The organism is Pseudomonas sp. CFBP 8771, from assembly GCF_014841695.1.
GTDB lineage: Bacteria > Pseudomonadota > Gammaproteobacteria > Pseudomonadales > Pseudomonadaceae > Aquipseudomonas > Aquipseudomonas baltica.
Window position 1 is genome coordinate 140,188 of the sequence record NZ_JACYUJ010000008.1, and the last position, 12,303, is coordinate 152,490.

Sequence of the window (12,303 nt, forward strand, 5' to 3'; positions counted from 1 at the left end):
AAGGCTCTCAGCAATTTGACCTGTACACGCTCACACCGGATCGTCCCCCTGCGAGCAGTCCCTACTTGTCCAACTCCCAGTTCATCACGCCCCACCACGGGCCACGCCCAACACCCGATAGTTATTTTTGGTTCCCTTTTGACCTTTCCTGTCGAGGCTGCGATTGTAGGTTAAGCGCCTGTCTCGATCCCCCTTATTTTCAGCCAGAAAAAACAAAGCCCCTATAACGAAGGCCATTATTTTTGGCGGGGAATTTGAAACCTGTCTGTGAAAGGCTGCCCCCACTCCCCTCCTTTGCAACAAGGCACAGTGCTACCATCGAGCTTTAACACTGGGGGCGAGCATGAGCGATCTAGACGAGTCGAGTTTTCCCAAAGCCCGGAGCCTGTTGCTCGCCTACTCGGGCGTAGTACTTGCTTTGTGGTTTTTCGGAGCCAAGCTCGAACAATTCCAACTGATGGGGACGGCGATCCAACTCAACGAGAGAGTGGATCAGGCATGGCTCATCTTGGCCTTGCTCAACCTGTACCTGCTTGTGAGGTATTGCCAGAGATTGGAGCGTTTCGCGTTGCATTTCGACGAGCCGATGAATGATCTGTATGACATAAGGTTGAAGCGCACTGCCATTGCGTTGAGACAGTTCGCGATGAAGAAGGATATGCGGAGGCGTTTTACCGCAAAGCCAGACGGTCCAACGGCCCATAAATTCGCTTGGGGTAAGGCGTGGTTAACATGCTATTCGAAGATAGAGGCTGAAAACGAACGACATCCTGAAGGTGTGGATATCCGCTTCGTCTCCCGCTCTTACCGAACAGAAATGAAGTTGTCGTATGAGTACAGGCTGGTGGGTGGGAATGAGGAGAACTACTCTAATAAGATTCGTCAGTTTGAGACGTACATCCCATCGTTTTTCACGAATTTGCTAATCAAAGCATTGGTGATCGTCAAAGGCGCATTCGTCACACCATGGTTTACCGATTTCGTGGCGCCCTTGATCTTTGGAGCAGGCAGCACCTTAGCGGCGGTCTACATGTACTTTAAGCTCAACCATTACCTGTGGCTCTGACGTAGTTGAAGCACGTAATTCATGCACAGATCAAAACGAACACAGCGGGACACCACGAGGTGCAGAAGCATCATTATCATTATTTATAGACCTATCAGCACCTAGAAAGAGGGCGTGATGTCAGACAGCGTGATTGGGCTGGCCATACCAGCGACGTTAGCGGCAATAGGATGGTGGTGGCAACGCAGGCAGGATCGTCGCAGTGTCCGAGTAGCCATTGTGGCGGAGGTGCTTGCACTGAAAGATATCGCTGAGGAACGGGAATATTATTCTGGCCTGATCCAAATGGCGGAGCACTTAGAGTCGATACCCAGAGAGCGGCGGGAAAACGCGAGCCTTCAGGTACGTGTCCATGAACACTATCGAAGGGTGTACACCGCAAACATTGACAAGGTGGGTTATCTCACGCCGAGGGACGCTCAACTGGTGGTGAGATTCTACCAATATGTAGACAGCGTTGTGGCAGATGTCACCGAAGGCGGTGCCATTTACGAAGGTACGAGTGATCCCTTAGCCTATAGAGAAGCTGCCGCCATACTCCACAAAGCTATGGCGGTAGCCGACGAGATTCACAGAAGGTATCACGGCAGGTGGTGGAACCGGTGTTAACGAGCGCCCTAGGTATCACCATCCCCGCTGGTAGTGTTTTGTTGCAAAAGTTCAAGAAGTGTTGCGCAGGCTACATCAGCCAATGATTTTCAGATGGGAAATGTCCGGCACTTGAACGGTTTCCTCGTGCCGCAACTGGCCCATGTCGCTGCCGGCAGGCGCCAGGCTGAACTGCTGCAGGTTCAGCTGCGCCGAGCGCTGCGCGGGTCGTTCATCCTGCAGATCGGCGCCCACCTCGGCGATGGCGAAGTCCGGCGCATCCACAGCCACGAACGCTGCCATGTACGCATCACGCGGCACGACCTCGGCGCGGCGGGCCACCGCCATGGGTTTCTGGCCGAAGTCGCCTGCCGCCGCCGGCGCGGTCATGATGATCTCTTCAATGTCCTGAGCCATTTCGTCGATGCTGGCCACGGCCCCTGCGCGTGCCAGCGCCGCACGGTATTTTTCCGCCGCCTGGGCGTCGAGGTTGTTCTTGAGGACCAATCGGCGTCCGGAAAACAGCATCTCGATTCGCTGGGCGTCGGCCTGGAACAGTTTTGCCAGGTTGCTCTTGACCTGGTCCAGCGCCGCGCCGGGCACGCATTGGCCGCTGAAGACGATCTCGTAGAAACGCATGGCAACTCTCCTGGCATGGCACCGTTGCGGGCGCTGGGCGTCCGCACAGATGCCGAAAAGCCAGCACCGTAACAGTGATTATGGACCACGATGTTTCGGCGCAACAAGCACGCCCTTGTCATGCCCGTGCGCCTTGTTAGACTCAAGACAAATCCGGAGGTCCCTGCCATGTCCGCTTGCACTCTCGTTCTGCGCAGCATCGGCTTGCTTTCACTGCTGGGACTCACGGGCTGCGCCACCTGGTTCACCGGCAACTACCAGGATCCTCAGGTGCATCTGGTCAAGGTCGAAGTGGTCAAGGCCAACATGCTGCAACAGCGCCTGATCCTGCGTTTTCGCATCGACAACCCCAACGGCCGCAGCCTGCCGGTGCGCGGCATGAGCTACAGCGTGCGCCTGGAAGACATGCTGCTGACCGAAGGCGACGCCAGCGACTGGTTCAGCGTGGCCGCCAACAGTGGCGAATACTACGAGCTGCCGGTGCGCACCAATCTCTGGCAACACGCGCGCGAGCTGTCACGCCTGCTCAAGCACCCCGAGCGAGGGATCCGCTACGAGTTGCGCGGCGAATTGCGCACCGGGGTGCTGTTCGGCCACGACGTGGTGCTCAACCACACCGGGGTAATCGACGCGAGCGGCTTGTCCGGTCGCTGAGATGTCACAAAGATTTTTCCCGCAGCGCTGCTATTCCGAACCCAGGGTGAGATAATTCCGGCCAATTTCAACTGCGGAGTATTCTCGATGTCCCAGCAACCCCACGTGCACGGCCCTGACTGCAACCATGACCACGATCACGCTCATGAGCACGACCACGGTCACGTGCATGGCCCGCACTGCAACCACGCCCCACAGGAACCGGTGCGCAATGCACTCAAAGATGTAGGCCGCAACGATCCCTGCCCCTGCGGCAGCGACAAGAAATTCAAGAAGTGCCACGGCGCCTGAGCCGAAACGATGCCCGAGGGTGCTGCGTGCTGGCAGCCCCTCCCTTGACCCCAATCCCACCGCTGTGCGCTGTGTCCGCGAGCGGCTTGGGCACGAAGAAAATATCCCCCGCCTGACGCTTGCGCGTCGCCCCCGCCCTCTCTAACGTAGCGCCTTTTACGCCAGCCCCCGCAGGAGCTTCGCCATGGCCTCGCCCGCCCGTTTCTTCTTCACGCCCACGTTTGGCTGCGCCGCCGTGGTCACCGGCATGCTCACCCTGACCGGCTGCCAACAATGGCTGGGCGGCTCCGCCGAGCAAAACCTGCCGCCAAGCGTGGGTGTACAGCCGCTCAAGGGCCTGGCGCAGAATGTCTCGGTCAGACGTAACGGGCTGGGCATGCCGCTGATCGAAAGCAATACCTTCCACGATGCTCTGTTTGCCCAAGGCTACGTGGCCGCCAGCGACCGCATCACCCAGATGATCCGTCTGCGGCTGCTGGCCCAGGGACGCCTGGCCGAACTGGACGGCGTCGAAGCGCTGGACGGCGACCGCCTGCTGCGCAGGATCAACCTCAAGAAGAACGCCGACCAGTTGTATGCCGCGGCCTCACCCCGATTGAAGCGTTTCTTCGATGTCTATGCACGGGGCGTCAACGCCTACCTGTTTCGCTACCGCGGCAAGCTGCCCGCGCAATTGGCAGGCTACACCCCCGAATACTGGAAGGCCGAAGACTCGGCGCTGATGTTCGCGTTGTGGTCGTTCAGCCAATCGCTCAACCTGCAGGAAGAGTTGGGTTCGCTGGTACTGGCGCAGAAAGTGGGCACCGACAGACTGGCCTGGCTGCTGCCGGTCTATCCGGATGAGAGCCTGCCTTTCACCGAGGCCGACAAGCTCAAGGGCGTGTCGCTGGGCAACTCGCTGACCAGCCTGGCGGGCCTGGCCACGATGAATCGCGAACTCGAGCGGCTTGGCGCGCCAAGCTCCAGCAACTGGGCCATCGCCCCGCAACGCACGCGGGCCGGAAAAAGCCTGTTCGCCAACGATATTCATGTGGCAACCAGCATTCCGTCGGCGTGGAGCTTCGTGCAGCTGCGCGCGCCGCGCTTTCAGGCGGCAGGTGTCGCCCTGGCCGGTATGCCGGGCGTGCTGGCCGGCTTCAATGGTCAAGTCGCCTGGGGCATGGCGGCAGTGATGGGCGACAATCAGGATCTTTTTCTGGAGAAGGTCCGCAGCGAAGGCGGCCGCGTGCTGTATCAGTCCAACGGCAAGTGGCAGCCGGCCCGCGTGCGTCAGGAGACCTACCTGGCCAAGGGGCAGCGTCCGCTGCGCGAGGCGGTCTACGAAACCGGTCACGGCCCGCTGCTCAACGACGTCAGCGGCATGCCGGCAAGCGGCGGCTACGGCTTGGCCCTGCAACTGCCGGACTTGACCGACGACAAGAGCCTGGATGCGCTGTTCGATCTGTCGCGCGCCAGCAATGTCGAGAAGGCTTCGGATGCCAGCCGGCAGATACGCGCGGTGGCGACCAATCTGCTGTTTGCCGATGCCAGCAGCATTGGCTGGCAGGTCACCGGCCGCTTTCCCAACCGTCTCGAAGGCAAAGGCATGCTGCCCTCGCCCGGCTGGGACGGTCGACATGACTGGGATGGCCTCGCCGACCCCATGCTTCACCCCTACGACCAGGACCCGCCGCAGGGTTGGCTGGGTACCGCCAACCAGCGCATCGTCCCGCCCGGCTATGGCATCCAGCTGTCCAACGCCTGGTACTACCCGGAGCGCAGCGAGCGCCTGGCCGAGCTGGCCGGTGCCGGCAAGCACGACACACGCAGCATGATTGCCATGCAGTCCGATCAGATCACCCCCTTCGCCGCCAAACTGAAAAAGATGTTTCTTGCGCCCGGCATGGCACAACCGCTGAAAAGTGCCATCGATGCGCTGCCCGAGGGCGAGCGGACCAAGGCCCGCGAAGCCTACACTCGCCTCATGGCCTTCGATGGCCGCCTTGCCGCGCAATCCGCCGATGCCGCGCTGTACGAGCTGTTTCTGCAGCAAAGCGCGCAGCGGACCTTCCTCGACGAGCTGGGCCCGCTCGACAGCGCCAGCTGGAAGGCCTTCGTGGCCCAGGGCATGTCTTCCTACTCGGCCCAGGCCGATCATCTGCTGGGGCGTGACGACAGCCCGTTCTGGGACGATCTGAGCACCGCGCAGAAGGAAGACAAGCCGGCCATCCTGGCGCGCAGCCTGGCCGCCGCAGTCAGCGCCGGCGAGGCGCAGCTGGGCAGTGATCGAAGCACTTGGCAATGGGGGCGTCTGCATCGCACCACCTGGACCGACACGGGCGGGCCCGATGCCGGCGCACCCGTGCTACGCGGCCCGGTTGCCACCGGTGGCGATCACACCACCTTGAACGCTGCGCCCTACCGCTGGGGCGACAGCTTCGACACCGCGTCGATACCGGCGCTGCGCATCGTCGTCGACTTCGCCCAGGCCGAGCCGATGATCGGCCTTAGCAGCAGCGGGCAGTCGGGTAATCCGGCCAGTGCCAACTACACCGACGGCATCGACGCGTGGCTCAAGGGTCAATACGTCAGCTTCCCGATGCAGCCGCAGCATTTCGACAAGGCCTACGGGACCAAGCGACTGACGTTGACGCCGCAGAAATGACCGTGTGAATTCGCCGCTGAAAACGCAAGAGAGCCCCCGTTACTCGAAACGGGGGCTTGATCACTGCGCTGGATCCTGCCCTATCGGGAAGAACACCCCGCCACTCCACACCCCCAGCCAACCGTCACGCACCACGGCCAGCTCGACCAGCCGATAGAACACGTTGCGGTGAATGCGTGCTTCCAGGTTGTTGCGCACCAGCACATAGGGTGAAGGCTCCTGGGTACAGGGGTCGATGTCGACCCGCAGCGGGTGCTGCGCGTCGGCGTCGACGCAGTCCTCGACATTGCTGGTGAAGCGCAGCGACTGCTGCTCGCCTTCCCCCGACACCTGCATGTCGATGGCCACGAACGGCGCGTCATCGACGACGATGCCGACTTTTTCCACCGGCGTCACCAATACGTACTCGTCGCCATCGCGGCGCAGGATCCCGGCGAACAACTTGACCATCGCCGGTCGGCCGATCGGCGTGCCCTGATAGAACCAGGCACCGTCGCGGGCGATGCGCATGTCGATGTGCCCGCAGAAATCGGGATTCCACAGGTGCACGGGCGGCAAGCCCTTCTTGGCAGTGGGAATGTGCGCCAGCAAATCGTCGGCCTTGCCCGTCATGCTCGTCTCCTCAGCGGCTTACGCCCAACAAGCTGCGAGCGTAGTCCTCAAGGGGTGGGCCAAGCAAATCTTCCGGTTTGTTGTCGCGCATCGTCAACAGCCCGCCACGGCTGCGGATGGTCGCGGTGTCGATGAGATAGCGGGTGCTGGTTTCGATGAGCATGATCTGAATCACGCTGCTGTCGACGCCGAGCCGGTCCAGAGCTTCCTGGTCGGCCCATTCGTCAGCATTGCCGATGCGGTCGTCGGCGCGTGCAAAACGGGTGTAGAGCAGGTAATGCGCGCCGGCATTGCGCGCCTCGCCCAAGGCCTGTTCCAGGCCCAGCGGTGCCGGGGCGCGGCGTACCAGGGGAAAGTACTCGACGAACGCTTCGAACGCCTGTTCAGCCACAACGTTGGGCCGCGGGTAGGCGCCGCCGGGAGGCACGAACGCGCCCTGACCAATATAGATGAACGAGTCAGGCTGCACGCGCAAGTTGTTGAACCGGCGAGTTTCACTGTGATTCAACACACCCGCATCGCTCAGGTGATAGCGAGCGCCTTCGCCCAGATCACTGACCTTCATGCAACCGCCCAACGCCAACAGCGCCAGCAGCACGACCAGGTTACGCATGCATCCTCCAGAGCCGGCGACAAGATCCCGGCGATCAGCCACATGATGCAGCTTCTGCGCCAGTTTGCAGGGCTCGGGATGGCTCGGGGGTCAGGCTTCTTTGGGGCCGGGTATTTCCGGATCGCGTTTGCGCTTGTTGCCCATGCGCACGCCGATGTCCATGAGGAACTGGAAAAAGCCTTCCTGATCTTCCAGTACGTTGCTCCAGAACGGCGAGTGGTACAGCGCCACCGCGCCATGTACCAGCGCCCAGGCAGCGCAATAGTGGAAGTACGGCGGAACGTCTTCCAGCTTGCCCTCGCTGATTCGCCCCTCGATGAGGAACGTCAGGCGTTCGAAATTCGACGCGCGGATCGTGTGCAGCTGCTCGACGAGCTCGGGCACCTGGTTGCCTTTGACCACCTTCTCTTCAAGCCGGTCGAACAGCCGATAGCGCTGCGGATCGCGCATGCGGAACTCGAAGTAGGCGCGGGACAGGGCTTCCTTGTCTCGATCGATGTCGGCCGAATGCAGCAGAGCGTTCAGGTCGCGCTCGTAGTCGAGCATCAGGCGCAGGTAGATCTCGGCCTTGGACTTGAAGTGTTTGTAGATGGTGCCTTTGCCGATACCCACGGTGTCGGCAATCAGCTCGACTGTAACGCTGTCTTCGCCTTGCTCGAGAAACAGCGCCAGTGCGGTGTCGAGGATTTCCTGCTCGCGGCGGCGAAATTCACGGACCTTACGAGGTTCTTTTTGCATAGGAAGGACTGGATCGAAAGCGGAGGCAGTCATTATGCCTGTATGAGGTCAAAATGCACGGATCATCCCAAATCTCTGGCTTTATGGCGCATATGCCACGCACCCCTGCAATCTGTACTGAGCAGCGGCGGGCGTATTCCAAATACGTTTAAGAAAACCCTGCAAGGCACTGGCGCCCCTGACCCATTCGACAATACTTGAACTGTCGTCGCGCCATACTCCCCCAAGTGATGCGGCGGCAAGGCGTCGATGGACCACGCGCCTGTTGTGACTCCTAATGGTCTTGACCCGGGATTCTCCCCCCAGAGCCCGGGTTTTTTTTGCCCGCGCAGGCTCAAGCCTGGCGACGAACACGCGCCAGGGGGAACAGCCGGCAGAAATTGTCGGTGGTGCGCTCGGCCAGGCTGTCGAATGTCTCGCCGCGGACCGTGGCGATGCACTGTGCCACTTCGCGGACGTACTGCGGCAGATTGGACTTGCCACGGTAGGGAATGGGTGCCAGATAGGGCGAGTCGGTTTCGACCAGCAAGCGATCGGCCGGCACCTGCCGCGCAACTTCACGCAGGGCATCGGCATTGCGGAAGGTCACGATGCCCGACAGCGAAATGTAGAACCCCAGGTCGAGGGCGGCCTTGGCCATCGCCCAGTCTTCGGTGAAGCAATGCAGCACGCCGGCCTGGGGCAATTGCGCCTCGCGCAACAAATCCAGGGTATCGGCGCGCGCGCCGCGGGTATGCACGATCACCGGCTTACCGGTCAGATTGGCCGCCTGCAGGTGCAGTCGAAACGACTCCTGCTGCAGCTGCGCTGCCTCGGGTTCGTAGTGGTAGTCCAGGCCGGTTTCACCGATCGCCACCACGCATGGCGCGTCGAGCTCGGCCATCAGCCAGTCCAGCGCGGGCGGCTTGCCGGGAGCGAGGTCGAGGGGATGAATGCCGACCGAGCAATCGACGTCGTCGTAGCGGCCGGCCAGGGCCTTGACCGTGGCGGCGTTCTCGGCGCTGACGCCGATGCACAGGAAATGCCCTACACCGCAGGTACGCGCGGCCTCCAAGGCGGTGTCCAGGCAGCCGTCGTGTTCGGCAAGGTCGAGGCGGTCGAGGTGACAGTGGGAATCTACGAGCATGGGGGTATGGGGACTACATCGTGTGAGTGGGACGGTCGGACTTCAGGGCGCCGGCCAGATAGGTTTCGATCTTGTTGCGCGCAGTATTGTCGCCGTCGTTGAACTGCACGCCCACGCCCGCAGCGCGGTTACCCTGGGCGCCCTTGGGGGTGATCCAGGCGACGCGACCGGCCACGGGAATCTTCTCCGGCTCATCCATCAGGTTGAGCAGCATGAACAGCTCATCGCCCAGCTTGTAGCTCTTGCTGGTCGGAATGAACAAGCCGCCGTTTTTGATGAACGGCATGTAAGCCGCGTACAGGACGGCTTTGTCCTTGATGGTCAGGGACAGAATACCGTTGCGCGGTCCGGGACTGACGGGTTGATTCATTCGTGCTCCGTTACTGATAGTGAATTTTCGCAGCAGTCAAACCGCGTCCGCCGCATCCGGCGTCACCGCGTCGCACCGACCCAACCACGTCCGCCGTCGACGCGGCTTGCGCCGCTGCTACAACCGGCGCATCCCTGTAGCAGCGGCGCGAGCCGCGTCCGGTATCACCACGGTACATCAGACAAACCGCAACCAACATCGGCAGCGTTCGATCACAATGCACCCATCACGTCTGCCCCGGCAAGGCCATCCAGGACACCAGCAGCGCCTCGATGAGCAATACCCGGTTCAGGTTGGCCTTGGCCAGCACTTTCTGGCGCTGCATCAACACCCAATCCTGAATGGCCAGTACCTTGCTCTGGGTACTCTTGTCAGCCAGATATTGCAGCACCTTGCGCATGTCGCTCAAGCCCAGCCCCTGCTCGTCCGTCGTCAGGCGATAGCGCAGCAACAGGTTCGACCACTCACAGAACCAGTCGAACAGCAGCAGCAATGGCACAGCGCTCCAGGCTTCGGCCAACTGGCTGGGCGTCTGCTGCCCTTTCAGCAGCTTCTTCACCCCTTCGACTACCAGCGCCCGCTGCTCGACGATACCGCCAGCCTGCAACCTCACCGCTGCCAGCGGCGAGCCTGCGGCCAACGCGAGCAGATCGGTGCGCGCAGCCCCGTCCACTTCCGGCAGCGCCGTGGCCAGCCACTGCAGGCTGACGGCCTGAGTAGGCAACGGGCACGCCTGCTGCACGCAACGGCTCTTGACCGTGGGCAGCAGTCGACTGGGCTGATGACTGACCAACAGCAAGACGGTATTGCCCGAAGGCTCCTCGAGACTTTTCAACAATGCGTTGGCCGCATTGACGTTCATCGCTTCGGCAGGCTCGATCAGCACGACCTTGCGCCCGCCCATTTGCGCGGTCTGCACCACGAAGGCGACCAACTCGCGCACCTGGTCGACCTTGATCGCCTTGTCCGCTTCCTCAGGTTCGAGGATGAAGTTGTCCGGATGGCTGCCGGCCTGCAGCAACAGACACGACTTGCAGGCCCCACAGGCGTGCTGCGCGGCCGGACGCTGGCACAGCAACAGTGCCATCAGGCGCTCGGCCAGGGCACGCTTGCCGATGCCCTGCGGCCCGTGCAGCAGGTAGGCGTGAGCATGCTGGGTGCGGCCGGCCAGCTTCTGCCAGAGGTCATCCTGCCAGGGGTAGGCGTCAGCCACGCGGCAAACCTCGCAGCTCGGGCAGCAACGCATCCAGCTCCTGCTGGACCTGCGCCAGGCTCTGCCCGGCATCGACTACCCGATAGCGCGAAGGCGCTGCAGCGGCGCGCGCCAGGTAGGCGCCACGCACGGCCTCGAAGAACGCCCGGCCTTCCTGTTCGAAACGATCGAGGCGACCCCGCGCGCTGGCCCGCGCCAAGCCGACTTCCACGGGCAGGTCGAACACCAGCGTCAGGTCCGGGCGCAACGTGCCCTGGACGAAGGTTTCGAGCTGGGCGATGCGTTCCTGGGATAAACCACGGCCGCCGCCCTGATAGGCGTAAGTGGCATCGGTGAACCGATCGCACAACACCACCGCGCCACGCGCCAGCGCCGGGCGAATCACCTGGGCCAGGTGTTGCGCGCGCGCGGCGAACATCAGCAGCAGTTCGGTATCCACGCACATGGTTTCATCGCTGGGTGCCAGCAGCAGTTCGCGGATACGTTCGGCCAGGGGCGTGCCGCCCGGCTCGCGGGTCAGCACCACGTCCAGTCCGCTGGCGCGCAGACGCTCGGCCAGGTACTCGCGATTGGTACTCTTGCCCGCGCCTTCCGGCCCTTCCAGAGTGATGAATAAACCGGTCACAGGGTGTCCTTGCAAAGTCATGGAGCAGGTGCCTCGACGGCGTCCGGCTTCTCTTGTGGCTCGCGCGTACCGGTCTCTGTCGGCGCCGCGGCAGGCGCGGGGCTCGAGCGATAATCGGCGCGACGTTTGAGTTGGTACTCGCGCACGGCGTTGTTGTGGGCATCCAGATCGTCGGAAAAGACATGGCTGCCGTCGCCGCGCGCGACGAAATACAGGCTGCTGCCGGGGACCGGGTTGAGCGCGGCATGAATCGCCTCGCGGCCCACCATGGCAATGGGCGTGGGCGGCATTCCGGCGATCACGTAGGTGTTGTAGGCCGTCGGCTCGCGCAGGTCGGCGCGGGTCAGCTTGCCGTTGTAGCGCTCGCCCATGCCATAGATGACGGTCGGGTCGGTCTGCAGCAACATGCCCGTCTTGAGACGACGCACGAAGACCCCGGCGATCTCGCCGCGCTCCTGAGGCACACCGGTTTCCTTTTCCACCAGCGAGGCCATGATCAGCGCCTGGTAAGGCTCGCTGTAGGGTGCGCTGGCGGCGCGCTCGCTCCATTCGCTGGCCAGCACTTCTTCAAGACGGGCGTAGGCCTGCTGCAGCAGCTCGACATCGCTCATGCCACGCACGTACTTGTAGGTGTCAGGGAAGAATCGACCTTCGGGGAACGCCTTGGGGTGGCCGATGCGCGCCATGACCTCACTGTCGCTGAGCCCGCCCAGGGTCTGCTCGAGCTTGTCCTGACGCGCCAGTGCCGCGCGCACCTGACGGAAATTCCAGCCTTCGACCAGGGTCAGGCTGTACTGCACCACCTCGCCGCGCTGCCAGACGTTGAACAGGTCGTTGACGGTCATGCCGGGCGTCATGCGGTATTCGCCGGTGTGCAGAGGCTGTCCGGCACGGTTGAAGCGCCAGTACAGGCGCAACCAGAATGCATCGCGCAGGGTGCCCGCCGCCTGCATGCGCAGGATCGTGCCGCCGGGGGTTGCGCGGTTGGGCACGTCGAGCAGCTGTTCTTGAGCCACGGCCAGCGGCTGGTTCAAGGCACTGTCGACTTTCCAGGCCGCCACGCCCGTCGCCAGTGCGGCAACAACGATGAGCGTTTCCAGCAACAGCAGAAATTTACGCTTCAC

14 protein-coding genes are annotated in these 12,303 nt (G+C 62.2%); 5 read left to right on the top strand and 9 right to left on the bottom strand.

Annotated features, from left to right (window positions below; translation table 11 throughout):
* Positions 1–343: 343 nt before the first annotated feature.
* Positions 344–1,066: a hypothetical protein gene (locus IFT80_RS18960; protein ID WP_192138091.1), complete on the top strand. Its 723-nt coding sequence runs from the start codon at positions 344–346 to the stop codon at positions 1,064–1,066.
* 117 nt (positions 1,067–1,183) lie between these two features.
* Positions 1,184–1,675 carry a hypothetical protein gene (locus IFT80_RS18965; RefSeq protein WP_192138092.1) on the top strand — a complete coding sequence of 164 codons (492 nt, stop codon included), beginning with the start codon at positions 1,184–1,186 and terminating at the stop codon, positions 1,673–1,675.
* A 75-nt stretch (positions 1,676–1,750) separates the two neighbouring features.
* On the opposite strand, the gene IFT80_RS18970 is transcribed toward IFT80_RS18965, so the two are convergent.
* Positions 1,751–2,293, bottom strand: coding sequence for a hypothetical protein (locus IFT80_RS18970; RefSeq protein WP_192057871.1), 543 nt, complete (start codon positions 2,291–2,293; stop codon positions 1,751–1,753).
* Positions 2,294–2,461: 168 nt separating this feature from the next.
* Here IFT80_RS18970 and IFT80_RS18975 point away from each other — a divergent pair, with 168 nt between their 5' ends.
* The 3 genes from IFT80_RS18975 to IFT80_RS18985 all read left to right on the top strand — a co-directional run bounded on the left by IFT80_RS18975 (position 2,462) and on the right by IFT80_RS18985 (position 5,882).
* On the top strand, positions 2,462–2,947 hold the full coding sequence (locus tag IFT80_RS18975; RefSeq protein ID WP_192138093.1) for an LEA type 2 family protein: 486 nt from the start codon (positions 2,462–2,464) through the stop codon (positions 2,945–2,947).
* A gap of 87 nt (positions 2,948–3,034) precedes the next feature.
* Complete coding sequence (locus IFT80_RS18980; RefSeq protein ID WP_192057870.1) at positions 3,035–3,238, top strand: SEC-C metal-binding domain-containing protein; 204 nt, start codon at positions 3,035–3,037, stop codon at positions 3,236–3,238.
* A 184-nt stretch (positions 3,239–3,422) separates the two neighbouring features.
* Positions 3,423–5,882: a penicillin acylase family protein gene (locus IFT80_RS18985; protein ID WP_192057869.1), complete on the top strand. Its 2,460-nt coding sequence runs from the start codon at positions 3,423–3,425 to the stop codon at positions 5,880–5,882.
* Positions 5,883–5,942: 60 nt separating this feature from the next.
* Here the strand turns inward: IFT80_RS18985 and IFT80_RS18990 are convergent, their stop codons facing one another.
* The 8 genes from IFT80_RS18990 to mltG form a co-directional block, all read right to left on the bottom strand.
* Entirely contained in the window at positions 5,943–6,494 is a 552-nt protein-coding gene (locus IFT80_RS18990; RefSeq protein ID WP_122476477.1) for a DUF1285 domain-containing protein, read from the bottom strand.
* Between the two features lie 10 nt (positions 6,495–6,504).
* Positions 6,505–7,107 (bottom strand): DUF4823 domain-containing protein, encoded by a 603-nt coding sequence (locus tag IFT80_RS18995; RefSeq protein ID WP_122476479.1) that lies wholly within the window; start codon positions 7,105–7,107, stop codon positions 6,505–6,507.
* A 90-nt stretch (positions 7,108–7,197) separates the two neighbouring features.
* Positions 7,198–7,845, bottom strand: a complete 648-nt coding sequence (locus IFT80_RS19000) for a TetR/AcrR family transcriptional regulator (protein WP_192057868.1) — start codon at positions 7,843–7,845, stop codon at positions 7,198–7,200.
* A 334-nt stretch (positions 7,846–8,179) separates the two neighbouring features.
* The gene (locus IFT80_RS19005) at positions 8,180–8,971 is read right to left on the bottom strand and encodes a TatD family hydrolase (protein WP_192057867.1); all 792 of its coding nucleotides are present in this window, start codon (positions 8,969–8,971) and stop codon (positions 8,180–8,182) included.
* Between the two features lie 13 nt (positions 8,972–8,984).
* Positions 8,985–9,341 carry a PilZ domain-containing protein gene (locus tag IFT80_RS19010; protein WP_043185228.1) on the bottom strand — a complete coding sequence of 119 codons (357 nt, stop codon included), beginning with the start codon at positions 9,339–9,341 and terminating at the stop codon, positions 8,985–8,987.
* Positions 9,342–9,567: 226 nt separating this feature from the next.
* Positions 9,568–10,554, bottom strand: a complete 987-nt coding sequence (locus IFT80_RS19015; protein ID WP_192138094.1) for a DNA polymerase III subunit delta' — start codon at positions 10,552–10,554, stop codon at positions 9,568–9,570.
* The gene (gene tmk, locus IFT80_RS19020; RefSeq protein WP_192138095.1) at positions 10,547–11,179 is read right to left on the bottom strand and encodes a dTMP kinase; all 633 of its coding nucleotides are present in this window, start codon (positions 11,177–11,179) and stop codon (positions 10,547–10,549) included. Before tmk ends, IFT80_RS19015 begins: the two co-directional genes overlap by 8 nt.
* A 17-nt stretch (positions 11,180–11,196) precedes the next feature.
* A complete protein-coding gene (gene mltG, locus IFT80_RS19025; protein ID WP_192138096.1) occupies positions 11,197–12,303 on the bottom strand; it encodes an endolytic transglycosylase MltG in 1,107 nt (368 codons plus the stop codon).